General features: G+C 71.7%; 21 protein-coding genes and 1 riboswitch. Of the genes, 10 read left to right on the top strand and 11 right to left on the bottom strand.

Annotated elements, in window-relative coordinates:
- Window positions 1-229: 229 nt before the first annotated feature.
- From FV218_RS13830 to purE, 3 genes are read right to left on the bottom strand one after another with little or no spacing between them, the layout of a single operon-like run.
- Window positions 230-664 (bottom strand): heme-binding protein, encoded by a 435-nt coding sequence (locus tag FV218_RS13830; RefSeq protein ID WP_056093518.1) that lies wholly within the window; start codon window positions 662-664, stop codon window positions 230-232.
- A 19-nt stretch (window positions 665-683) separates the two neighbouring features.
- Window positions 684-1,793: a 5-(carboxyamino)imidazole ribonucleotide synthase gene (locus tag FV218_RS13825; RefSeq protein ID WP_147710168.1), complete on the bottom strand. Its 1,110-nt coding sequence runs from the start codon at window positions 1,791-1,793 to the stop codon at window positions 684-686.
- Complete coding sequence (gene purE, locus FV218_RS13820; RefSeq protein WP_056093512.1) at window positions 1,790-2,287, bottom strand: 5-(carboxyamino)imidazole ribonucleotide mutase; 498 nt, start codon at window positions 2,285-2,287, stop codon at window positions 1,790-1,792. The genes FV218_RS13825 and purE overlap by 4 nt, the downstream gene beginning before the upstream one ends.
- A gap of 214 nt (window positions 2,288-2,501) precedes the next feature.
- Window positions 2,502-2,715: riboswitch (cobalamin riboswitch) on the top strand.
- Window positions 2,716-2,820: 105 nt separating this feature from the next.
- On the opposite strand from purE, the gene FV218_RS13815 reads away from it, so the two are divergent.
- Genes FV218_RS13815 through FV218_RS13795 form a run of 5 tightly spaced genes read left to right on the top strand, consistent with a single transcriptional unit; the run spans window position 2,821 to window position 8,441 of the window.
- Window positions 2,821-3,660: a class I SAM-dependent methyltransferase gene (locus FV218_RS13815; protein ID WP_147710166.1), complete on the top strand. Its 840-nt coding sequence runs from the start codon at window positions 2,821-2,823 to the stop codon at window positions 3,658-3,660.
- Window positions 3,660-5,834 (top strand): TonB-dependent receptor, encoded by a 2,175-nt coding sequence (locus FV218_RS13810; RefSeq protein WP_147710164.1) that lies wholly within the window; start codon window positions 3,660-3,662, stop codon window positions 5,832-5,834. Before FV218_RS13815 ends, FV218_RS13810 begins: the two co-directional genes overlap by 1 nt.
- On the top strand, window positions 5,834-6,715 hold the full coding sequence (locus FV218_RS13805) for an ABC transporter substrate-binding protein (RefSeq protein ID WP_147710162.1): 882 nt from the start codon (window positions 5,834-5,836) through the stop codon (window positions 6,713-6,715). The genes FV218_RS13810 and FV218_RS13805 overlap by 1 nt, the downstream gene beginning before the upstream one ends.
- A complete protein-coding gene (locus tag FV218_RS13800; protein ID WP_147710159.1) occupies window positions 6,712-7,698 on the top strand; it encodes an iron ABC transporter permease in 987 nt (328 codons plus the stop codon). The genes FV218_RS13805 and FV218_RS13800 overlap by 4 nt, the downstream gene beginning before the upstream one ends.
- Window positions 7,695-8,441: an ABC transporter ATP-binding protein gene (locus FV218_RS13795; protein ID WP_147710158.1), complete on the top strand. Its 747-nt coding sequence runs from the start codon at window positions 7,695-7,697 to the stop codon at window positions 8,439-8,441. The genes FV218_RS13800 and FV218_RS13795 overlap by 4 nt, the downstream gene beginning before the upstream one ends.
- A 25-nt stretch (window positions 8,442-8,466) precedes the next feature.
- Here the strand turns inward: FV218_RS13795 and FV218_RS13790 are convergent, their stop codons facing one another.
- From FV218_RS13790 to FV218_RS13780, 3 genes are all read right to left on the bottom strand, one after another.
- Complete coding sequence (locus FV218_RS13790; RefSeq protein ID WP_147710156.1) at window positions 8,467-9,486, bottom strand: histone deacetylase family protein; 1,020 nt, start codon at window positions 9,484-9,486, stop codon at window positions 8,467-8,469.
- A 10-nt stretch (window positions 9,487-9,496) separates the two neighbouring features.
- Window positions 9,497-10,813 (bottom strand): MFS transporter, encoded by a 1,317-nt coding sequence (locus tag FV218_RS13785; RefSeq protein ID WP_147710154.1) that lies wholly within the window; start codon window positions 10,811-10,813, stop codon window positions 9,497-9,499.
- A gap of 162 nt (window positions 10,814-10,975) precedes the next feature.
- Window positions 10,976-11,275, bottom strand: a complete 300-nt coding sequence (locus FV218_RS13780; RefSeq protein WP_147710152.1) for a hypothetical protein — start codon at window positions 11,273-11,275, stop codon at window positions 10,976-10,978.
- Window positions 11,276-11,573: 298 nt separating this feature from the next.
- Between FV218_RS13780 and FV218_RS13775 the strand changes: the two genes are divergently transcribed.
- Window positions 11,574-12,971 (top strand): MFS transporter, encoded by a 1,398-nt coding sequence (locus FV218_RS13775; protein ID WP_210246122.1) that lies wholly within the window; start codon window positions 11,574-11,576, stop codon window positions 12,969-12,971.
- A 91-nt stretch (window positions 12,972-13,062) separates the two neighbouring features.
- Window positions 13,063-13,302, top strand: coding sequence for a hypothetical protein (locus FV218_RS13770; RefSeq protein ID WP_147710150.1), 240 nt, complete (start codon window positions 13,063-13,065; stop codon window positions 13,300-13,302).
- A gap of 34 nt (window positions 13,303-13,336) precedes the next feature.
- Here the strand turns inward: FV218_RS13770 and FV218_RS13765 are convergent, their stop codons facing one another.
- Entirely contained in the window at window positions 13,337-14,299 is a 963-nt protein-coding gene (locus FV218_RS13765; RefSeq protein WP_147710148.1) for a hypothetical protein, read from the bottom strand.
- A 541-nt stretch (window positions 14,300-14,840) separates the two neighbouring features.
- Here FV218_RS13765 and FV218_RS13760 point away from each other — a divergent pair.
- Window positions 14,841-16,526, top strand: a complete 1,686-nt coding sequence (locus tag FV218_RS13760) for a methyl-accepting chemotaxis protein (RefSeq protein ID WP_056093482.1) — start codon at window positions 14,841-14,843, stop codon at window positions 16,524-16,526.
- Between the two features lie 55 nt (window positions 16,527-16,581).
- Here FV218_RS13760 and FV218_RS13755 read toward each other — a convergent pair whose 3' ends face one another.
- The 4 genes from FV218_RS13755 to FV218_RS13740 form a co-directional block, all read right to left on the bottom strand.
- Window positions 16,582-16,938: a hypothetical protein gene (locus tag FV218_RS13755; RefSeq protein WP_147710147.1), complete on the bottom strand. Its 357-nt coding sequence runs from the start codon at window positions 16,936-16,938 to the stop codon at window positions 16,582-16,584.
- Window positions 16,939-16,940: 2 nt separating this feature from the next.
- Entirely contained in the window at window positions 16,941-18,059 is a 1,119-nt protein-coding gene (locus tag FV218_RS13750; RefSeq protein ID WP_056093476.1) for an NADH:flavin oxidoreductase/NADH oxidase, read from the bottom strand.
- Between the two features lie 53 nt (window positions 18,060-18,112).
- Window positions 18,113-20,056 carry an AMP-binding protein gene (locus tag FV218_RS13745; RefSeq protein WP_147710145.1) on the bottom strand — a complete coding sequence of 648 codons (1,944 nt, stop codon included), beginning with the start codon at window positions 20,054-20,056 and terminating at the stop codon, window positions 18,113-18,115.
- A 196-nt stretch (window positions 20,057-20,252) separates the two neighbouring features.
- A complete protein-coding gene (locus FV218_RS13740; protein WP_056093472.1) occupies window positions 20,253-20,435 on the bottom strand; it encodes a DUF465 domain-containing protein in 183 nt (60 codons plus the stop codon).
- 309 nt (window positions 20,436-20,744) lie between these two features.
- On the opposite strand from FV218_RS13740, the gene FV218_RS13735 reads away from it, so the two are divergent.
- Both FV218_RS13735 and FV218_RS23235 read left to right on the top strand, forming a co-directional pair.
- Entirely contained in the window at window positions 20,745-20,963 is a 219-nt protein-coding gene (locus FV218_RS13735) for a DUF465 domain-containing protein (protein ID WP_056093470.1), read from the top strand.
- 446 nt (window positions 20,964-21,409) lie between these two features.
- The coding region (locus FV218_RS23235) for an IS5 family transposase (RefSeq protein ID WP_246685120.1) at window positions 21,410-21,994 on the top strand (585 nt) is incomplete at its 3' end.

Below are 21,994 nucleotides of genomic sequence, written 5' to 3'. Positions count from 1 at the left end.
CAGGGGGGAGACTCGTCCCTCTCCCCGCAGGCGGGGCGAGGGGATGCGCACCGGGAATTTCGCTCCTTCGACGGTGCGCGTCTGCGGAGGGTAGACCGCCATCCTCATCAGCGATCGTCCTCCCTAGAAGGAGAGACGCCCAGCGCTCGCCCCGAAAGGTCGGACTGCGACGTTCAGGCCGCTCGATGGGGATCGTCCGGCGAGGCACGCAGCGCATCGCCGGCCGGTCTCAGGCGCCGGTCTGCGCGACAAACCCCGCCGCCTCGATGCCGGCGACGGCGCAGAGTTCGTCGTTGTCGGAGGTGTCGCCGGAGATGCCGACGGCGCCGAGCAGCGTGTCGCCGTGGCGGATGAGGACGCCGCCCGGCACCGGCACCAGGGCGGCCGGGCCGACGAGGTGGCTCACGGCGGCGATGAAGGTCGGGTCGGCCTCGGCGCGCTTGGCGATGGCGCGCGAGCCGAGGCCCAGGGCCAGGGCGCCGTTGGCCTTGCCCATGGCGATCTCGGCCCGGCGCAGGGACGTGCCGTCCTCGGCCGCCAGGGCCTTGAGGGCGCCGCGGGCGTCGAACACCACCACCACGAGGGGCTTCAGGCCGTGGGCGCGTCCGGCCTCCAGGGCCTTGGCGACGAGGGTCTGGGCGGCGGCAAGGCTGAGGTCGGTCATGAGGACGCTCGCGAGACGATCAGGTTTTCGGAAGAAGGCGGGTGACGTGGCCCATCTTGCGGCCGGGCCGGGCCTCGCCCTTGCCGTAGAGGTGCAGGTGCGCGCTCGACTGGGCCAGGAGGCCGGCCCAGTCCGACACCTCGTCGCCGATGAGGTTGTGCATCTCGACAGCCATGCCGCCGACGCGGGCGGGGTCGCCGAGCGGCCAGCCGCAGACGGCGCGGACATGCTGGGCGAATTGCGAGGTGATGGCGCCCTCGATGGTCCAGTGGCCGGAATTGTGGACCCGCGGGGCGATCTCGTTGACCACCACCCGGGCCGGGCCGTCGCCCTGCGGCACCAGGAACATCTCGACGGCGAGGACGCCCACATAGTCCAGAGCCTCGGCGATGCGCCGGGCCATGCCGATGGCGGCGGCCTCGGTCTGCGGCGCGATGCCGGGGGCGGGCACGCGGGTGACGGCGAGGATGTGGTCGCGGTGCTCGTTGGCGCAGGGCTCGTAGGCGGCGAACGCCCCGTCGGGGCCGCGGGCGGCCACCACGGAGATCTCCGTCTCGAACGGCACGAAGCCCTCGAGGATGCAGGGGGCGCCGTCGAACTCGGCCAGGATCGCGGCGGCGTCGACGTCGCCCTCCGCCCGGATCATGCGCTGGCCCTTGCCGTCGTAGCCGAAGCGCCTCGTCTTCAGGATCGCGGGCCGGCCGATGGCGTCGAGGGCCCGCACGAGGTCGTCGGGCGTATCGACGATGCGGAACGGGGCGGTCTCGATGCCGAGGTCGTTGATGAAGGTCTTTTCCGCGAGCCGGTCCTGCGTCGTGGCCAGGGCCCCGGCATTGGGGCGGAGGGGGGCCTTGGCGGCGAGCGCCTCGGCGGCGGCGGCCGGGATGTTCTCGAACTCGTAGGTCACGACATCGACGCCGGCGGCGAAGCGCGTCAGGGCTTCGACGTCGTCGTAGGCCGCCACGGTCCGCATGGCGCAGACGTCGAAGGCCGGGCTGTCGTCGTCGGGGGCGAAGACGTGGACCTTCAGGCCGTAATTGGCGGCCGCCAGGGCGATCATGCGGCCGAGCTGGCCGCCGCCGACGATACCGAGGGTGGAGCCGGGCTGGACTTCTGGTGTGGCGGTCAAGGGAGGTCGCTTTGCGGATGGTCGGCGACGCTCGCGGTCTGCGCGGCGCGCCAGGCTTCGAGGCGGCCGGCGAGGGCCGGATCGGTGAGCGCCAGGATGGCGGCGGCCAGGAGCGCCGCGTTGACGGCGCCGGCCCGGCCGATGGCGAGGGTACCGACGGGGATGCCGGCCGGCATCTGCACGATGGACAGCAGGCTGTCCTGGCCGGACAGGGCCTTCGATTCCACGGGCACGCCGAGGACGGGGAGGGGGGTCATGGCGGCGGTCATGCCGGGCAGGTGCGCGGCCCCGCCGGCGCCGGCGATGACCACCTGGAAGCCCTCGGCCTTGGCGCCCTTGGCGAAGGCGACGAGGCGGTCGGGCGTGCGGTGGGCCGAGACGATGCGGTCGGTGTGGGCGACGCCGAGGGCGTCGAGGGTCTCGGCGGCATGGCGCATGGTCGCCCAGTCGGACTGGCTGCCCATGATGATCGCGACCGGATTGGCTCCCGCCATCGTCGTCCCATCCCTCTCGGAGTCAGGGGGCGGGAAGCCCGCGGCTCCCCAATCCAGCCGCATACAAGCGCCGCGTCCGAGCCGCAAGGCGGCGCCGGCCCATCGGGTTCACCGCCCCCCAGCCATCGTCGCTCAACGGCCACGGTCGCCCCTCGATCGCGGTTATCCGCGCCCGATCCCGTCATACCCGTTGACATCGACGGGGTCGCGCCAGCACTTGAATGCCAGTCAAGGTTCTCGCCGTCACAAGACGGTGAGCGAAGAGGGAATTCGGTGCGGTGCGCGAGCACCAAGGCCGAAGCTGTCCCCGCAACTGTAAGCGGCGAGCCGCCCGTCGATCAGCGTCACTGGTGAGACATCACCGGGAAGACCAGACGGATGGCACCGACCCGCGAGCCAGGAGACCTGCCTCGACTGAAACGTATCTCGTGGGCGGGGTGTCCTGACGGGTTGCATGCCTTGCGCGGCATCCCGTCCGCGCGCGCCTGCGCCCCCTCATCGGCAGCCCCGCAAGGTTCGGGGAAGGACCGATGATGACACCATTCTCTGCCGCCGGGGCGAACCGGCTCAATGAATCCCAAGGCTTCGAATCCCAAGGCTTCGACCATGGGCCGCCGCCGGGATCGGGCGGCGCTTCGCCCGAGCCCGACGGCGTCGACCCCCTCGAACGCTACGCCGCCGGCATCGACACCTCCGACTACGTCGCCCGCGTCGCCCCCCTGATCCGCGCCGCCGTGCCGAACCTCGGCGACCTCCTCGACATCGGGGCCGGCGGCGGCCAGCTCGGCGCACACCTGCGGGTGCCGGGCCGGGCCTGGAGCGTCGTCGAGCCCGCCCCCGTGATGCAAAGCCGTCTGCAGGCCCTCGATCCCGCCCCCCGCCTCGTCCGCGGCGGCTGGAAGGAGGCGGGCCTGCCCGCCGCCTGCGCCGACACGGTGCTCGCCGCCAACATGCCGGCACCCCTCACCGAACCGGCGGCCTTCCTGGCGCGCTGCCGCACATGGGCGCGCCGCAGCGTGGTCTGGGTTGTTCCGGCCCAGCACGGTCCCCGCGGCATCTGCCTCGCCGGCTGTCTGCCGCAGGCCTGGCACGGCGAGGACGAGACGCCCGGCGTCGACATCGTCCTGCGCGGCCTGTCGGCGGCCGAGCGGCCGGCCATCGTCGCCGAGGCCGCCTGGACCTTCACGGCCGTCGTCGCCGACGTGGCGCGGACGGCGCGCTCGCTGGCCGACCGCCTCGGCTGGCCGCCGGACGATCCGCGTAGACCCGAGTTGCGGGACCACCTCGCCGCCCGGGCCGTGCCCGTCGCCGACGGCCATCGCCTCTCCGTCGCCCGGACCTCCGCCGTCCTCGTGTGGAGGACCCATTCGTGATGGTGCGCGTCGTCTCCCGCCTCGTCCTCGCCGGCCTCGGCGGGACCGCCCTCATGTCCTTCGCCCAAGCGCAGGGCGAGCAGGCGGTCACCCTGGACCAGCTCGTGGTCACCGCCACCGGCCGGCCCGAGCCGCGCTCCGAGATCGCCGGCACCGTCCAGGTCATCGACCGGGCGATGATCGAGACCTCGACGGCCAAATCCATCACCGACCTCCTCGCCGAGAACGCCGTGGGCTTCTTCTCGGAATGGACGCCGGGCCAGACCTCCATCAACATCCGCGGCGGCGCCACGGACGGACAGGGCAAGGACTTCAAGAGCCAGGTCCTCGTCCTCATGAACGGCCGGCGCGCCGGCACCGCCAACCTGTCGAAGCTGTCCATCGCCGACGTGGAGCGCATCGAGATCGTGCGCGGGCCCTCTTCGGTGATCTACGGCAGTCAGAACATCGGCGGCGTCATCAACGTCATCCTGAAGACCGGCCGCACGGCGCCCGGCACCCTGGTGGAGGGCATCGGCGGCGTCTGGGGACTCGGACAGGGCCGCGCCCAGACCGGCGGCACGGCGGGCCCCATCGACTACTATCTCGGCGTGTCGGGGGCGCAGCGGGACGACTACTTCGCCGGGACGGGGGGCGGCCGCATGGCCAACACCCAGTGGAACCGCATGGGCATCACCGGGGCGCTCGGCCTCCAGATCGACCCGAACCAGCGCCTGGACTTCAGCCTGCGTACGGACGGCATCTACGGCGTCGGCTTTCGCGGCTCCGGCGGCAACCTCTACAGTAAAGACGACCGCATCAACGGCTCGTTCGACGCGAGCTACACCGGGCGGACGGAGGACGACCGCTTCAGCCTGTTCGCGCAGGCCTACAGCGTCACCGACGAGGACCGCTTCAAATGGGCCTCGCCGGTCCAGCGCGGCGGCACCAACCTGCCGGCGCCGGGCACCGCGGCCGATTACAACACCCGATTCCTCGACATCCAGGGCACCCGGTTCCAGCCTCGCGCCCGCCTGCTGCCGGGCAACGACCTGCTCCTCGGCTGGGACTGGGAGACCAGCCGCCTGCGCTCGGACCGGTTCCGGGTCGGCGTGCCGGGCAATCCCCTGGCCCAGGTCTCGCCCCAGGACAACAACCAGACCGACCAGTTCCACGCCCTCTACCTCGAGGACACCCAGCGCCTGTTCGACGACCGGGTGACCCTGCGGGCCGGCGTGCGCCAGACCTACGGCACCACGAGCTTCGACCCGACGCCGTACCTCGCCGCCCAGGTGACGGGCGCGCGCCCCTACGAGGCCACCACTTACTCCGTCGGCGCCACCTACCGGGCCACCGACTGGGCCGCGTTCCGCATCGGCGCCTCGTCGGGCTTCCGCGCGCCGACGGCCACGGAGATCGCCGCCGACTTCAACACGCTCGGCGGCGGGCGCATCTTCGGCAACCCGAACATCCGGCCCGAGACCAGCGAGCAGATCGAGATCGGCACGACGTTCACCAACGGCGTCGCCCGCCTCGACCTCGCCCTGTTCCAGAACACCATCACCGACCGGATCATCACCCGGGCGCGCTCGGCCAACGCCAACACCTCGGACTACGTCAACAACGGCGGCGACGTGGTCATCCGGGGCCTGGAGGCGCAGTTCGAGACCGACATGCTGAAGGTCGTCGGCTGGGAGTCCGAGGTCTGGCGCTGGCGGACCACTGCCAACGGCAACTACAACTTCGACATGAAGGACGAGGGCTCTCTCACCGTTGCCTCGGCCAACACCCACCGGGTCGAGCGCGTCTACCAGTACCAGCTGGCCCTCGGCACCCGCATCGGACAGGCCGGCGTGCCCTATCCCTGGACCGTCCAGGTCCAGGGGGTGCTCAACGGGCCGGTCTGGTACAACACCGAAGAGAACCTGCGCGTCCCCGCCGCCGAGCCCTACCGCGAGTTCATCTGGCGCAAGGACCCGTTCGTCCTCGTCAACCTGCGCGGCGAGGTCGATCTCCTGCCCGGCGTGAAGCTGTTCGCTCAGGTCCGCAACGTGTTCGACACCAACTACCACCCGCTGTTCATCGCCATCGCCGGCCAGACGCCGACCCTGGCGGACCTGCGGTTCTACAACGGCAGCGCCGGCACCTCGTCGCCGGGACGCGACCTTCAGGTCGGCGTGCAGGCGCGGTTCTGATGCGCGCGGCCGCGACCGGTTTTTTGTCGGTTCTGGTCGCGGCCGGCCCCGCTTGGGCTGAGCCGGTGCGGGTGGTCGATGCCCTCGGGCGAGCAGTGGTCCTGGCCGCGCCGCCCCGGCGCATCGTAACGATCTTCTCGTCCAACACCGAACTCGTCGCGGCCCTCGGCCTCGCCGACCGCATCGTCGGCATCGACGCCTTCACCCGCTACCCGCCGGAGGCCGCCGCCAAGCCGGTGGTCGGCGGCCGCCTCGGCTTCTCCGTCGAGGCCATCGCCGCGCAAGATCCCGACCTCGTCGTGCTGACGCCGGCCCGGCAGGCGGTGCACCAGATCCTCGATGCCCTGGAGCGGATCGGCGTGCCGGCCCTGGTGCTGACGAGCCGCACGGTAGCGGAGGTGGTGGAGAACCTGCGCCTGCTGGCACGCGCCACCGGCGTGCCCGAGCGGGGCGAGTCCCTGGCGGCCGGTCTCGACGCCCGCCTCGCGGCCGTGCGGGAGCGGGTCGCGGCCCGTCCCTGCCGGCGGGTGGTGATGCTGACGGGGCGCCTCGGCAACGGGCTGCTCCTGAGCGCCCGCCGCGACACCTACACGGGCGACGCCATCCTCCGCGCCGGCGGCTGCTTCGCGCTGTCCGGAGGGAGCGTGCCCCAGGTCTCGCCGGAAGCCGTGTTCGCCGCCGATCCCGACGTGCTGCTGCTCGCCGGTTCGGCGGACGAGATGGCGGAACTGGCACAGCGGCCGGGATTTTTCGCAATGCGCGCCGTCACCACGGGCCATGCCCACGCCGTGCCCCGGGCCGAGTTCCTGATCCCCGGCCCCCGCACCATCGCGGGGATCGAGCGCCTCGCCGGCCTGCTCCATCCGGCCGAGGCCCCGTGACGGCGGGGATCGGACGGCCCGTCCTCCTCGCCCTGGCGCTTCTGGCCTGCCTCGTCTTCGCAGCCTGCGCCGGGCACCGCTGGGCCGGGCCCCTCGACCTCGCCCGCGCGCTCGCGGGCGATCCCGACCTCGGCGCCCGCCTGCTGGTCGCGTGGCGCCTGCCCCGAATCCTGGCCGCCGGCCTCGTCGGCGCCCTCCTCGGCCTCGGCGGGGCGATCTTCCAGGGGGTGTTCCGCAATCCCCTGGCCGAGCCCTACCTGCTGGGCTCCGCCGGAGGGGCGGCCATCGGCGCCACCATCGCCCTTCTCGTACCCCTCGGCATCCCCTCCAGCCTGGCGCTCGGCGGCCTGTCCTTCGCCGGGGCCTGGGCCGCGACCGGGCTGGTGCTGGCCGTGGCGCACGGCGCCCGCGACACCGCCGGGCTGCTCCTCGCCGGCGTCGCCGTCGCGGCGATGCTCGGGGCCGTGCGCTCGTTCATGATGCTGGCCCTGTCCGACGAGAGCGTGAGCCTGCAGGTGGTCCTGAGCTGGACGCTCGGCGGCATCCAGACCCCGACCTGGGCCGGCCTCGGCCTCCTGGCGATCCTCGTGGCGATGGCCCTGGCCGCGAGCCTGTCCCTCGCCCGCGGCCTCGACCTCCTCGGCCTCGGCGCCGATCAGGCCGCGGCCTTCGGCTTGGAGACCGGCCGCTTCCTGCGCCGCGCCGTCCTCGTCGGGGCCTTCGTGGTCGCCGTGGCCGTGGCCTATGGCGGTCTCGTTGGCTTCGTCGGGCTCATCGCCCCCCACATCGCCCGCTGGTGGGTCGGCCCCCGGCACCGGGCCTTGCTGCCGGTGGCGGCCTGCATCGGCGCCGGCCTCGTCCTCGTCTGCGACGGGCTCGCCCGCTCCGTCCTGCCCCCGGCGGAGATCCCCCTCGGGCTCATCACGGCGGCGGCGGGCGGGCCGTTCTTCCTCGTCCTCCTGCGCCGGCGGATGGGCGCATGAGCGTCCTCGCGGCCGATGACCTCGTCGTGGGTGCGGCGCGCATCCTCGACGGCGTGTCGTTCCGGGCCGAGCCCGGCCGCCTCGTCGGGCTGATCGGCCCCAACGGCGCCGGCAAGTCGACCCTCCTGCGCTGCCTCGCCGGCCTCGCCGTGCCGGATTCAGGTGCGGTGACCCTCGACGGGCTTGCCCTCGCGGCCCTGCCGGCGGCCGAGCGCGGGCGCCGGATCGGATATCTGCCCCAGAGCTTCCAGCCGGCCTGGGACTACACCGTGCGGGCGGTGGTGGAACTCGGCGCGAGCCGGGCGCCGGGCGCGCCCCCGCGGGTCCCCGCCGCCCTGGAGGCCCACGGCCTCGCGGCCCTCGCGGACCGGCCGTGGTCGCGGCTGTCCGGGGGCGAGCGCGCCCGCGCGCTCCTGGCCGCCGTGCTCGTCGCCGAGCCGTCGGTGCTGCTCGCCGACGAGCCCGGGGCCAGCCTCGACATCGGTCACCGCATCGACCTGCTGCGCCGCCTCGCCGCCTATGCCCGCACCCGCACGGTGGTGGTCGTCCTGCACGACCTCGAGCGGGCCGTGCGCGACTGCGACCGGCTCGTGCTCCTCGACCGGGGCCGCCTCGTCCTCGACGGCCCTGCCCATGAGGTCGCCACCGCACCCCTCCTCGACGCCACCTTCGGCGTCCGCTTCCGACGCGTCGCCATCGGCCCCGACGACGCGTCGATCCTCGGCGTCGGTCCGGATCGGTGAAGCCGCGTCTCGCCCGCTGCGGGGTTCACCGGCCGGCGGCGAACCCGGAGAAGAACCGCCCCGCGAGTTCCGACAGGCTGCCGATGGCGTAGCCGCCCTCCTGGACGATCAGGGTCGGCAGGCCGATCGACCCGATGGCCCGTCCCAGGCGCTCGAACCCCGCGGCGCTGACCGCCACCTTCGCCTGCGGATCGTGGGCGTAGATGTCGAACCCGAGCGACAAGACCAGGACGTCCGGGGCGTAGCGGTCGAGGGCCGCGCGGGCGATGTCGAGCTGCGCGAAGAACACGTCCTCCGTCGATCCGTGCGGCATGGGTAGATTCAGGTTGAAGCCGAGACCGTCGCCGCGGCCGGTCTCGTCGGCGTATCCGGCGACGACGGGATAGAAGTTCGTCGGATCGCCGTGGATCGAGACGTAGGAGACGTCGCTTCGGTCGTAGAAGATTTCCTGGATGCCCTGGCCGTGATGCATGTCGGTGTCGAGGATCGCGACGCGCGCGAAGCGCCCGGCCATGCGCTCGGCTGCGACGGCGGCGTTGTTGAGGAAGCAGAAGCCGCCGGCGGCGGCGCGCCGGGCGTGGTGCCCCGGCGGCCGGCACAGGGCGTAGGCCTCCCGCGCACCCCCCAGGATGGCGTCCGCCCCCGCGACGGCGCACTGGGCCGAGGCGTAGGCGGCCCGGTAGGTGTGCGCCCCGATGGGCGCACTGCCGTCGGCGATGTGGCAGGCGGCCTTCGCCAGGATGCCGACGGGGTTCGCGGTCTGGACGAAGATGTTCGACATCACCTCGTCGCCCCAATCCTCATCTTCGGCGATCCAGTCCGCATGGGCCGACCGGAGGAAGGCGAGGTAGTCGGGGGCATGGACGGCGGCGATGGGGGCGAGACCGCGATCCTCCGGCTCGACGACGTCGAAGCCGAGACCCCTCGCGGCGGCGAGGAGGGCGGCGGCGCGGGCCGGGAGCTCCTGCGGCGCCCGCATGGCGCCCCGTGAGAAGTAGGTGCGGGGCTCGTGCAGGGACTGGTCCCGATGGAAGAAGGTCTTCATCGGACGGCTCTCAGGCGGGTTCGAGGCGCGCGTCCGTCCGGCCGCGCAGGGCGTGCAGCGCCAGGACGGAGACGAGGGAGATGGTCGCGATGACGCTGAACAGGATCGCCAGGGGCATCCAGTTCCCGTCGGCCTTCTGGGCCAGCATGGTGCCGAGCAGGGGGGTCAGCCCGCCGAAGATCGCGCCGCTGAGCTGATAGGCCATGGAGATCCCCGTGTAGCGGTACCGCGTCGGGAACGACGCGCTCACGTAGCCGGCGATGACCGCGTAATACGCCCCGAGGCCCGCCACGGCGATGCCGATCCCGAGGGTGACGCTGACGAGGTCGCGCTGCTCGACCAGGGTGAACATGGCGTAGGGCGCGACGATGGAATACGCGGCGGTGCAGACCAGGAACCGGATCACCGAGGTCCGTTCGGCGATGTAGGCCGAGAGCGGCGTGATGACGAACTGCATGATCGAGACGATGAGCAGGCAGTCGATGATCGTGCCCCGCGCGAGCCCGAGGTAGCTCGTCGTGTAGGAGATCATGAACGTGTTGGTGAAGTAGAACCCGGCGATGCCGAGGACGTTGCTGCAGATCGCGGCGATCAGCAGCCCCTTGGAGTTGGCGAAGATCTCCCGGAGCGGGGCCTGGTCCTGCTTGAGGCTGGCGAGGCGCCGCCGCCGCGCGGCGATGAAGTCCGGCGATTCCTTCACGCCCATGCGAATGGCGAACCCCACCACCAGCATGACGGCACTGAACAGGAACGGCACGCGCCAGCCCCAGCTCAGCAGGTCGGCCTCGGGCAGGAGGGTCACGAACTTGAACATGACCATGGACAGGATCAGCCCGGCCGGACTTCCGAGCTGGGCGAAGGACGCCATGAACGTCCGGCGGTCCTCGGTGCGGGCGTGCTCGCTGGCGAGCAGGACGGCGCCGCCCCACTCGCCGCCGACGGCGATGCCCTGGACGAACCGGAGGGTCACCAGCAGGATCGGCGCCCAGATGCCCACCATGGCGTGGGTCGGCAGGAGGCCGATGAGGACCGTCGACACGCCCATCATCACGAGGGTGATGATCAGGGATTTCTTGCGGCCGACGCGGTCGCCGAGATGTCCGAAGATCGCCCCGCCGAGGGGCCGCGCCAGGAACCCCACCGCGAAGGTCCCGAACGCGGCGAGCGTCCCGTAGAAGCTGTCGACCTGCGGGAAGAACAGGCGTCCGAAGACGAGGGCGGCCGCCGTTCCGTAGATGAAGAAGTCGTACCATTCGATCATGGTCCCGACGAACGCGGCGATGCCGGCCCGCACCGGCTGATGAATGTCCGTTCCGTCGCCCGTCATCGATCCAGACCCTCACCGACAGTGACGTCGCGGGGCCGCCGCGCCCCTTCGCTCGCCCCGATCGCCTGATCCTGCCGAACGGCGCGGCATCCGTCGAGGGCGCCCCGGTGGCGAGGCCCGGACGCGGCGGGCGCGTCCGCTCCGCCCGCCAGACCCGGCCGCCTACGGGCGAGGCGCCGACGTCGATCCGGACGTGCCGCCGGCACCGCTGGTCGCGCTGCCGTTCGTGCTGCCGTTCTTGCCGAGCGTCCGCGCCGTGCCGTTGTGATCGGACGGGCGGCCGCCGGGATTCGCGTCCGTGTTGGCGGCCGAGCCCGTTGTCCGCGTGTCGGCCTTCGCGTCGTTGCTCTGGACGCTGCCGGGATTGTTCACGGCGCCGCCATCCGCCGGACCCTGCGCGAAGGCCGCCGCATGCGGCGACAGGATCAGGGCGGTGGTGAGGGCGAAGGTCGTTGCGCGCATGAAGGCTCCGGGTTTCGATTGAGAATGGACGGGAAACGCGCCCCGGCCCGCCTTCGTTCGCCGGTCGAGGGACGAACCGCAGGAGGCGGGGCGCGGCCTTCACCGGGGCCGCCCGAACCGTTGGCGACACGGTCGGGCGCCGCGCTTGCCAAGGGCCGTGCGGCGGACGCATTCAGGGGGCCTCACGAAACGGCCGGTCCCCGCTCCGGGCACGACCCGCGCGGCGGGCGTCCTGCGAGGGACGTCCGGCTCCCCCTGAAGCGCCTGCGAGTTCATCCCGCCAATGTCTTCTTCGAGCATGTCGCCCGCGAGTCCGGCGCCGGGTCCGTCGGGCCAGGGATTGCCGCCGGGCCGGCGCGGCCGGGCCATGGTGGCGGTGCTCACGGGCGTGGCGCTCGCCACCCTCGACACCGCCATCGCCAACACCGCCCTGCCGACCATCGCGGCCGATCTCGGCGTCGATCCGGGCGCCTCGGTGTGGATCGTCAACGCCTATCAGCTCGCCGTGGTGGCGACCCTGCTGCCGATCGCGGCCCTCGGGGAGATCGTCGGGCAGCAGCGGATCTACATCGCCGGCTTCATCCTGTTCACGGCGGCCTCCCTCGTCTGCGCCCTGACCTGGTCCCTGCCCACTCTTGTGGCGGCCCGCGTGCTCCAGGGCGTCGGCGCGAGCGCCCTGATGGCGGTGAACATCGCGCTCATCCGCTTCATCTATCCGGCCGACCGCCTCGGGCGCGGCGTCGGGCTCAACGCCTTCGTGGTCGGCGTCGGCTTCGCGGTCGGCCCGACCGTGGCCTCCCTGATCCTCGTCGCCGCGCCGTGGCCGTGGCTCTTCGCCGTCAACGTGCCCATCGGCCTCGTCGCCCTGGCCCTGGCCTGGACCGCGCTGCCGGACACCGGACGCTCCGGTCACCGGTTCGACGTGCCAGGAGCGTTCCTCAACTCCGCCGCCTTCGCCCTCCTCGTCCTTGGGCTCGGCGAGGCCGCCCACGAGGCTCCCCTCTGGCACGTCCTGGCGGAGATCGCCGGGTCGCTCGCCTGCTTCGCCCTGCTCCTGCGCCGGCAGGCCGGCCACCCGGCGCCGATGCTCGCCGCCGACCTGCTGCGGCGACCGCTTTTCGCCCTCTCGGCCCTGACCTCGGTCTGCTCGTTCGCGGCCCAGGGCCTCGCCTTCGTCTCGCTGCCCTTCCTGTTCCAGCACACCCTCGGGCGCAGCCAGGTCGAGACCGGCTTCCTGATGACGCCGTGGCCCGTCGTGGTCGCCGTGATGGCGCCGCTCGCCGGACGCCTGTCGGACCGCTATCCGCCGGGCCTGCTCGGCGGCATCGGCCTCGCCGGCCTCGCCGTCGGCATGGGCCTGCTGGCGGCCCTGCCGGCGAGCCCGAGCGTCGTCGATATCGGCTGGCGCATGGCGATCTGCGGCGCCGGCTTCGGCTTCTTCCAGGCCCCGAACCTGCGCGCCCTCATGACGAGCGCCCCGGCCGCGCGGTCGGGCGGCGCGAGCGGCATCGTCGCCACCTCCCGCCTCCTCGGCCAGACCATGGGCGCGGCCCTCGTGGCCGCCTGCTTCCTCGTCACGGAGGCCCATGGGCCGGCCCTCGCCCTCGGGCTCGGCGGGGTCTTCGCCGCCGTCGCCAGCGCCGTGAGCTTCTTGCGCCTCGCGGTTCGCCCCGGGACGACGGCCGGTTCCGCGTAGGATTTCGCCATAGGACGCCCGGCATGGGACGCCCGGCGCCCCGGCGCGTTGTCCCGCCGGCGCCCCGTCACCGACGCCCGAGGACACCGACATGACGAAGCTCTTCATCGCCAACATCCGCGCCGCCGAGGGCCCCCGGCCCCTCGTGACCGTCCGCGCCGCCGCCGAGGGCGAGGCCCGCCTGTTCCTCGCCGCCGCCTATCCGGACGACGAGGTCGTCGACGTCGCCGAGCCGAGCGACTGGACCACCGACGCGGATACCGGCGCCCGGGACGGCGACATCCGCGAGCATGCCGGCGTGGCGTGGCAGGCGCCGTCGAGCCTCGCTTGAGGGGCGATGCCCAGGCTCGGGACGATGATCCTGCTCAGAACTCGACGCCGAAGCGGACCCGCAGGTTGTGGCGGGCGAACTGGGTCAGGTTGAACGCCCGGTCGGTGAAGGCCGGATCGCGGTCGTGGCCGAGGATCTGGGCCGCGTAGGCCACCGTGAGGAAGCCCTTCTCCGAGACCTGGCAGTGCAGCACCGGTCCGAGGAACACGGCGTGCCCGAGGAAGCGGTTGAGGAACGCGCCGTCATAGGCCCGCATGGCCCGGATCTCCGGCCCGAGGAACAGCGTCTCGGTCATCCGGGCCATCAGCGTCCCCGATAGGGCGAGGGTGGAGGATCGATCGACCTCACCCGAGCCCTTGAGGCGCGCCACCGACGGATCGTAGATCAGGTTCGCGCCGACCCACAGCCTGTCGGGGATCAGGCGCGCATCGGCCATGAGGCGGGTGTCCATGCTGAACACGTCGGCGCCCCGGCCCTCGATGGGCGTCACCCGCGAATACAGGGGCTCCGCCTGCACGGCGAGGCCGAAGGGGTGGTCGTCGGTGCGCTTGAGGACCTGGTACTTCAGTTCGAGGGAGCCGCCGTTGACGGTGGCGAACGCCTTGTCGGGCACGCCCGCGACGTTGCGGCTCCGCCGCGTGTCGAATTGTAGGCCGGGCTCGATGCTGAAATTGTCGGTGGGATCGACCTGATAGCTGACGATGGGCTCCGCGGCGCCGTATCCCGAGACCCCCGGCCCGCCGCGCCGCTTGCTGAAGCGGCCGATGGCATCGACCACCACCTCCTGCTCGCCCTTCTTGCCGGTGTCGGTCCCCTCCGTGAACCCGAACAGGTTTTCGGAATCGACCTTGTCCGGTTCGCCGCCCTTCCCCCGGTCGCGTCCGGGTTCGGCCCGGGCGCCCCCCGCGAGCGCCGCGGCACCGACGACGAGGCCCAGGACCGCCGCGCGGGCGTGTCGGTGTGCGCGATGACGCGGCGTGCGGACGGTCTGAGCCATCGCGCACGCTAGCCCGCGCGTCCGTCCGTGGCTGATGCACAAAGGTTACAGGACGACATCGCGAAGGTTTCTGCCAGCCATCTCGCAGAAACGCCAGTTCGGGTCGCATCGCATGTCGTCGAACGAAGGATCGCTCGATCCCATGGAGAGCGTATGGGGCATTCGGCACTCCGATGGGTGCGCCACATTCCCATCGATACGGGCCGATCGATACGGGATGGCGACATCCGTGGATGGGCCGATGACGTTTCGGTCGAAGGCCGGCCTTTCCCGGCTCCGTCCGCGAGACGCCGGGCTCGCGGTCCAAGATCGAAAACACGACCGCAACGATTATTTGTCGAGGATGCACCCGTACTGCGCACCGATCGGTGCATCGCCGTACCGACGATCGTACGGCAAGACGACGCAGCGAGTCCCCGGATACTCCAAGGTCTTGGGTGTTAACGCCAAAATCATCACCGCCGGCGACAATCCGCCCGTCACTGACCTGGACGACCGGCGCGCGGCACGTCGTCCGGCACCTCACGCGCCGAATCGTCCCATGCGCATCACCCTCAAAGCCACCCTCGCCGCTCTCTTCGGGGGCGTCGCCCTCATCGTCGCGGGCCAGGGCATCCTCTCGATCTCGAAGCTCGCCACGATCCGGCACGGCGTGAACGAGGTGGCGGCGAACTGGCTGCCCTCCGTCGCGACGGTCAACGAGATCAACGCCGCGGCCAGCCAGGTGCGCCTCCGGCAGTTCCGCCTCATCACCGCGTCCACGAGCCCAGAATCGTCGATGGAGAACCGGCGCTTCTACGAGGCCGCGACCGTCACCATGGCGGAGGCGCGCAAACGCTACGAACCCCTGATCTCTTCGGCCGAGGAGCGGGCCCTGTACGGACGCTTCGCCGAACTCTGGAGCCACTACGATCAGTCGAGCAAGCACCTCGTCGGCCTGATGGAGTCCGGCCGCCAGGCCGAAGCCCTGGCGGAGCTCGTCGGCCCCGATCTGCTCAAGACCTATTCGGACGCCGGCGAGATGCTCGCCCGCAACGTCGACCTGAACCGCAAGGGCGCGCAGCGGGACGCGGATGCGAGCGTCGCCACCGTCGACACCGCCTCGTTCCTCGCGATCGTGTCCATCGTCCTGACGGCCCTGGTCGCCCTCGGGGCGATGCTGATCGGCCTCGTGCGGATTTCCCGTCCGATCACGGCGATGACCGGGGCGATGAGCGGCCTGGCGACGGGCGACACCGCCACCGTCGTTCCCCACCGGACGCGGGAGGACGAGATCGGCGCCATGGCGCAGGCGGTCCAGGTGTTCAAGGACAACATGATCCGCGCGCGCGAACTCGAGAGCGAGACGGCGCAGGCCCGCCTCGCCGCCGAAGAGCAGCGCAAGGACGGCATGCGCCAGATGGCGGATCGGTTCGAGCAGGCCGTCGGCGGCATCATCGGCATGGTCTCGTCCTCGGCGACGGAGCTGCAGGCCACGGCGCAGACCATGACGTCGACGGCGGCGGAGACCGCCTCGCAATCCACCACCGTCGCGGCCGCCGCCGAGGAAGCCGCGGTGAACGTCAATACCGTCGCGGCCGCCGCGGAAGAGCTGGGCGTGTCCGTGCAGGAGATCGGCCGGCAGGTCAGCGGCTCGGCGCAGATGGCGCAGGCCGCGGTGACCGAGGCGGGCGCCACGGCGGCCCTCGTCCAGGAACTGGCCCAGGCGGCGAGCCGGATCGGCGACGTGGTCGGTCTGATCTCGACGATCGCCAGCCAGACCAACCTCCTCGCCCTCAACGCCACCATCGAGGCCGCCCGCGCCGGCGAGGCGGGCCGCGGCTTCGCCGTGGTGGCGGCCGAGGTCAAGGAACTGGCGAACCAGACGGCGAGGGCGACGGACGAGATCGGCGGCCAGATCGGCCGCATCCAGGCGGCGACGGGTCAGGCGGTCGCGGCGATCGACGGGATCACCAACCGGATTCAGGACATCAGCGGCACGGCCACGGCCATCGCGGCGGCCGTCGAGGAGCAGGGGGCGGCGACGCAGGAAATCGTTCGCAACGTCGCCCAGGCGGCGACGGGCACGGGCGAGGTGACGAGCAACGTGGCGGGCGTCGCCCAGGCCGCCGAGGAGACCGGCGCCGCGGCGGCCCAGGTTCTCGGCGCGGCCTCCGAACTCTCGCGCCAGTCCGAGCATCTCGACGCCGAGGTGGCCCGTTTCCTCGCCAGCGTCCGCGCGGCGTGACGGCTTCGGGCGCATCGCCGTGCGAACGGGGATGCGCCCGCCCGATAAGCGCGCGTCACGCCCGTTTGGCGCGCTTCCCGAAGGCCACGGCCAGCCGCGTGCGGGCCCGCTCCGGAATCTCCGTCTGCGATTCGATCCGCACCATCGGCATCTCCGCGCCGATGAGGCTTTTCGGGTCGAAGGTGAACTGAAGCGACCGCAGGCCGATCTCCAGGGCGACCACGCCGTCGGCCTGGGTCAGGTCCTCCCCGAAAATCTCGATGAGGGGGCCGTCGGGGTCCCCCTTCTCGATCTGGATGATGAAGTAGCCGGCCGGCTCCTCCTCGTCATCGGCGCCGGAGACGAGGCAGATGCCGTTCTCCTCGTCGTAGCGGACGCGCTGGACCGAGAAGGTGGTGATGTCGTCGTCCATGCTCAGCGCTGTCCGTGGCGGGTCTCGAGAAACAGATCTTTGTATTGGCGCGGCTGGGAGCGCCAATACTGCTTGGGCGCCCGCACCTTGCCGCCGAGTTCGGCGGCCGCGTGCCAGGGCCAGCGCGGGTCGTAGAGCAACGCGCGGGCCAGCGAGATGGCGTCGGCCTTGCCCTCGGCCAGGATCGATTCGGCGTGGGCCGCTTGCGTGATCAGGCCGACCGCGATGGTGGTCAGCCCGGTCTCGGCCTTGATGCGTTCGGCGAACGGCACCTGATAGCCGGCCGAGAGCGGGATCTGCTGCGCCGTCGAGAGGCCGCCCGTGGAGACGTGGATGGCGGCGGCGCCCCGGCGCTTGAGGGCGTGGGCGAGTTCCACGGTTTCCGCGAGGGTCCAGCCGCCCTCGACCCAGTCGGTGGCCGAGACGCGCATCCACACGGGTTTTCCCGCCGGCACGGCGTCGCGCACGGCCTCGAAGCATTCGAGCGGAAACCGCATGCGGTTGGCGAGATCGCCGCCGTACTGGTCCGTGCGCCGGTTGGAGAGGGGCGACAGGAACTGGTGCAGGAGGTAGCCGTGCGCCCCGTGCAGCTCGAATCCGTCGATGCCGAGGGCGAGCGCCCGGCGGGCCGTGGCCACGAAACCGTCGCGGATGCGCTTCAGCCCCTCCGAATCAAGGGCGTGGGGCGGGACCTCGTCGGCGCCGTGGGCCACCGCCGAGGGCGCCTCCGTGCGCCAGCCGTCGGGGGCCTCGGGGTCGATCTGCGCGCCGCCGTCCCAGGGGGCGCGGCTCGAGGCCTTGCGCCCGGCATGGTTGATCTGAATCGCGATGGGGATGGGGGCGTAGGCCCGCACCGCGTCGAGGACGCGGCCGAGGGCCAGCTCCGTCGCGTCGGAATACAGCCCGAGGTCGGTGGGCGAGATCCGCGCTTCGGGCGAGACCGCCGTCGCCTCCAGGGTGAGCAAGCCGGCCCCCGACTGCGCCATCTGGGCGAGGTGCATGAGGTGCCAGTCGCCGGCCTGGCCCGCATGGGCCGAGTACTGGCACATGGGCGCCACGATGATGCGGTTCTCGAGTTCGAGGTCGTCGAGGCGCAGGGGCTCGAACAGGCGGACGGTCATGCGTGGCTCTCCCGGGCGATCCCCGCCCTTTTGGCCGAACCGGCGCGCCCCGGCTAGGGCGTCAGGCCCCGCGCCTTCAGGCTGGCGCCGATCTCGTCGAGGGCGCCCGCGTCGTCGATGGTCGGCGGCACCGTCCAGGGCTGCCCGTCGGCGATGCGCCGCATGGTCCCGCGCAGGATCTTGCCGGACCGGGTTTTGGGCAGGCGCGCCACGGTGAGCGCCAGCTTGAAGGCGGCGACGGGGCCGATGCGCTCGCGCACCAGGGCGACGAGTTCGGCCTCGATGGCGCCGGTATCGCGAAAAACGCCAGATTTGAGCACCACGAAGCCGCAGGGCTGCTCGCCCTTCAGGGCGTCGTGGATGCCGATGACGGCGCATTCGGCCACATCCGGGTGGCCGGCCAGGACCGCCTCCATCCCGCCCGTGGACAGGCGGTGGCCGGCGACGTTGATGATGTCGTCCGTGCGCCCGAGAACGGTGACGTAGCCGTCCGCGTCGACCACGCCCGCATCCGAGGTGTCGTACCAGCCCGGATACGTCGTGAGGTAGCTGGCGCGGAAGCGCCCGTCCGAGCCCCACAGGGTCGGCAGGCATCCGGGCGGCAGGGGCAGGCGCAGGGCGATGGTCCCCATGGTGTCGGCGGGCACGGGCTTACCGGCCTCGTCGAGCACGGCGAGGTCGTAGCCCGGCATCGGCACGCAGGCGCTGCCGTGCTTCACCGGCAGGAGGCCGAGCCCCAGGGGATTGCCCGCGATGGCCCAGCCCGTCTCCGTCTGCCACCAATGGTCGATGACCGGGCGGGCAAGGGCCCGCTCGGCCCAGGCGACGGAATCGGGGTCGGCCCGCTCGCCGGCGAGGAACAGGCTGCGGAAGCCGGACAGGTCGTGATCCCCCACCCGTTCGGCGCGGGGATCGTCCTTCTTGATGGCGCGCAGGGCCGTCGGCGCGGTGAACAGGCAGACGGCGCCGTACTCGGAGACCACCCGCCACAGGGCACCGGCATCGGGCGTACCGACGGGCTTGCCCTCGTACAGGATCGTGGTGCAGCCGTGGAGCAGGGGGCCGTAGACGATGTAGGAATGGCCCACCACCCAGCCGATGTCGGAGGCGCAGAAATAGGTCTCGCCGGGGGCGACGCCGTAGAGGTTAGGCATGGTCCAGGCCAGGGCCACGCAATACCCGCCGGTGTCCCGCACCACGCCCTTCGGCTTGCCCGTCGTGCCGGAGGTGTAGAGGATGTAGAGCGGGTCGGTGGCGGCCACGGGCGTGCACCCGGCCCGGCGGCCCGCCGCCTTCGCCCGCGCCACGGCCTCGGCCCAGTCGCGGTCGCGCCCCGCCACCAGGGTGGCTTCGGCCTGCGGGCGCTGGAGGATCAGGCAGGCCTCGGGCCTGTGCGCGGACGCCGCCAGGGCAGCGTCCAGCAGCGGCTTGTAGGCGACGACGCGGTTCGGCTCGATGCCACACGAGGCGGCGAGCACCACCTTCGGCGCCGCGTCATCGATGCGGATCGCGAGCTCGTTGGCGGCGAATCCCCCGAACACCACGGAGTGGACCGCCCCGAGGCGGGCACAGGCGAGCATGCCGAACAGGGCCTCGGGCACCATCGGCATGTAGATCACCACCCGGTCGCCCCGGCCGACTCCGAGATCGGCGAGCAACCCGGCCAGGGTCGCCGCTTCGTCGAGGAGGGCCGCATACGTGATCGTGCGCCGGGTGCCGGTGACGGGCGAGTCGTAGCGGATCGCCGCCTGTTCGCCCCGGCCGGCCGCGACGTGGCGGTCGACCATGTTGTGGCACGCGTTCAGGGTCGCATCGGGAAACCAGCGGCCGTAGGCGCCGGCCGCCGCGTCGAAGGCACGGACGGGCGGGCGCGTCCAGTCGAGGGCCCGGGCGGCGTCGAGCCAAAAACCCTCTGGGTCGGCCAGCGAGGCCGCATGCAGGGTGGCGTAGGGCGTATCGACCGTGCGGCCGGGCCGCGGGGTGGCAGGGGCGTCCATCGGGTCCTCCGGTCGTTCGACCGGTCGCTCCGCCGGCTTGGACCGGACCTTATCCGGGTTTCGCCCTGCGGCGTAAGCCAACAGCGTCGCGCGGCGTCGGGCCTTTCCGGATACGAAAACCGCCGCCCTGGAGACCAGCGGCGGCGGCGAACACTCAGAGAAGAATACGCGGCGAGGAGATACGCCGCTGGACGGCTCAGTGGACCGAATCGGTGTCCTTTCGGAGCCGGTTCATCTCATCCTTGAGAAGGAGTTTCTTTCTCTTGAGTTCTGCGATGCGCAGGTCGTTCGCCGAGGGTCGGTGGGTGGCGTCGTGGATCTCCCGCTCGAGGGCTTCGTGCTTCCGGGCGAGCTGGGTGAGGTGCGTCTGCAGTGACATGAGTGTCTTCTCCTGTCTCGTTTCGACGGGTGGGAGACTGGCACACGATGAGCCGGCTGTCGAAGCCTATCGACGGCCAGGCTTGGCGGAATTTTTCGCGGCGGCGTTCCATGGTTAAGCCGGCGCTGCCCGCATCGGGCGCTTTTGCGGGGGCCGCGCCTCCGTCCCGCCGGGCCTGTCTTGCCTCCGCGGGACTGTCTTGCCTGTGCGGGGCTGTCTTGCATGTGCACGCGGCCCGGAGGGTTCTTGCCGAGCCCGGAGCGGTGCCGCATGGTCGGCCCACGGGTGTTGCCAGGACTGCGGGTTGCGATGGCGAGTGAGTGGAACGACGACGAACCGGCGGCGTCCGCCGAGGAGCTGGAGCGGCTCAGGCAGGAGCACCGCGACCTCGACGGCGCCATCGACGCCCTCGAACTGAGCGTCGCCGGCGACCAGCTCCAGATCCAGCGCCTGAAGCGGCGCAAGCTCGCCCTGCGCGACCGGATTTCCTACATCGAAGATCAGATCACGCCCGACATCATCGCCTGATGCGGGCTCGCCCGGCGGGCGTCGCCGGGCCGCGACGGCGCCCTGCGCGGCCGCCATCGGCGCTCGGCGGCGAATGAGGTCGGCCGGATTTCGAGACCGCTCGCAACGCCCCGCGTCGTCCGGGCCCGGACGGATTTCCGATGCGGGAGAACCGCGCCGCGATGAGCCGGCACGCGACGGCGGCAGCCGATCCCGAACCTCCGATCCGTCGCCGAGCCTTGGGTCCGCATCCTCGATGGGGACTGGCTGGGGCGCCAGGATTCTCAGCAAAAATTGATTGGGTACGACATCAAGGGGTTAGACCCCTGACTGACCCAACCCGAGCGGCATCGGACCATCGGAGTGGACCCTGGGCAACGCGGCGTCCGAAGCACTCCACAGGTTGTGAGCATTGTTGGCACGCCAGTCACGTGCCTCTGCACCTGTGGCTTCAGGCGATACACCTCATGGCCTCCTGCAAGACGGACATCTTGCCGAGCCATCTCCACCGGATCCTCGGCGTCACTTTCCACACCGCGCAGTTCATGTGTCAGCGCATTCGAGCGACCAAGAGTGAGAGACTGCTTGGCCTTCTGGGTGCCGAAGGTGTGCCAGCGAAGGCGGATCAGACGCACTTTCATCAAGCCGAAGCACCCTTCGCCCCGTTGCCGGCCGATCTGCCTTGGGCGTCTCTGCAAAGGGTTCACAGGTTTGGGGATCGCCCCCATGTGATCGGGATGCGACGCTACGAACTGACCGATGCACAGTGGGAGCAGATCGCCCCGCTGCTGCCTCCGCAGAAGCCGCGCACGGGCCGGCCAGCGGAGGATCACCGCCAGGTCCTGAACGGCATGCTCTGGATCCTGCGCACGGGCGCGCCCTGGGCGGATCTGCCGGCCCGCTACGGTGCTGTCGGGACCGTGTCGAGCCGGTTTTACCGCTGGCGCAAGGCCGGTGTGTTCGACCGGGTGCTGCGGTGCCTGCAGGCGCAAGCCGATGCCCGAGGCGAGCTCGACGGGGACCTGCACTTCGTCGACGCCACGGTGGTCCGC

It is taken from the genome of Methylobacterium sp. WL69 (assembly GCF_008039485.1).
Lineage (GTDB): Bacteria > Pseudomonadota > Alphaproteobacteria > Rhizobiales > Beijerinckiaceae > Methylobacterium.
This window is presented reverse-complemented; position numbering and strand designations above follow the sequence as displayed.

Excerpts from the sequence above, each read along its gene's own strand:
- FV218_RS13810 (WP_147710164.1), top strand. The coding sequence starts at position 3,660 with ATGGTGCGCGTCGTCTCCCGCCTCGTCCTCGCCGGCCTCGGCGGGACC.
- FV218_RS13765 (WP_147710148.1), bottom strand. The coding sequence starts at position 14,299 with ATGGCTCAGACCGTCCGCACGCCGCGTCATCGCGCACACCGACACGCC.
- FV218_RS13785 (WP_147710154.1), bottom strand. The coding sequence starts at position 10,813 with ATGACGGGCGACGGAACGGACATTCATCAGCCGGTGCGGGCCGGCATC.
- FV218_RS13780 (WP_147710152.1), bottom strand. The coding sequence starts at position 11,275 with ATGCGCGCAACGACCTTCGCCCTCACCACCGCCCTGATCCTGTCGCCG.
- FV218_RS13760 (WP_056093482.1), top strand. The coding sequence starts at position 14,841 with ATGCGCATCACCCTCAAAGCCACCCTCGCCGCTCTCTTCGGGGGCGTC.
- FV218_RS13745 (WP_147710145.1), bottom strand. The coding sequence starts at position 20,056 with ATGGACGCCCCTGCCACCCCGCGGCCCGGCCGCACGGTCGATACGCCC.
- FV218_RS13795 (WP_147710158.1), top strand. The coding sequence starts at position 7,695 with ATGAGCGTCCTCGCGGCCGATGACCTCGTCGTGGGTGCGGCGCGCATC.
- FV218_RS13750 (WP_056093476.1), bottom strand. The coding sequence starts at position 18,059 with ATGACCGTCCGCCTGTTCGAGCCCCTGCGCCTCGACGACCTCGAACTC.
- FV218_RS13740 (WP_056093472.1), bottom strand. The coding sequence starts at position 20,435 with ATGTCACTGCAGACGCACCTCACCCAGCTCGCCCGGAAGCACGAAGCC.
- FV218_RS13830 (WP_056093518.1), bottom strand. The coding sequence starts at position 664 with ATGACCGACCTCAGCCTTGCCGCCGCCCAGACCCTCGTCGCCAAGGCC.
- FV218_RS13755 (WP_147710147.1), bottom strand. The coding sequence starts at position 16,938 with ATGGACGACGACATCACCACCTTCTCGGTCCAGCGCGTCCGCTACGAC.
- FV218_RS13770 (WP_147710150.1), top strand. The coding sequence starts at position 13,063 with ATGACGAAGCTCTTCATCGCCAACATCCGCGCCGCCGAGGGCCCCCGG.
- FV218_RS13735 (WP_056093470.1), top strand. The coding sequence starts at position 20,745 with ATGGCGAGTGAGTGGAACGACGACGAACCGGCGGCGTCCGCCGAGGAG.
- FV218_RS13815 (WP_147710166.1), top strand. The coding sequence starts at position 2,821 with ATGACACCATTCTCTGCCGCCGGGGCGAACCGGCTCAATGAATCCCAA.
- FV218_RS13790 (WP_147710156.1), bottom strand. The coding sequence starts at position 9,486 with ATGAAGACCTTCTTCCATCGGGACCAGTCCCTGCACGAGCCCCGCACC.
- FV218_RS13805 (WP_147710162.1), top strand. The coding sequence starts at position 5,834 with ATGCGCGCGGCCGCGACCGGTTTTTTGTCGGTTCTGGTCGCGGCCGGC.
- purE (WP_056093512.1), bottom strand. The coding sequence starts at position 2,287 with ATGGCGGGAGCCAATCCGGTCGCGATCATCATGGGCAGCCAGTCCGAC.
- FV218_RS13775 (WP_210246122.1), top strand. The coding sequence starts at position 11,574 with ATGTCGCCCGCGAGTCCGGCGCCGGGTCCGTCGGGCCAGGGATTGCCG.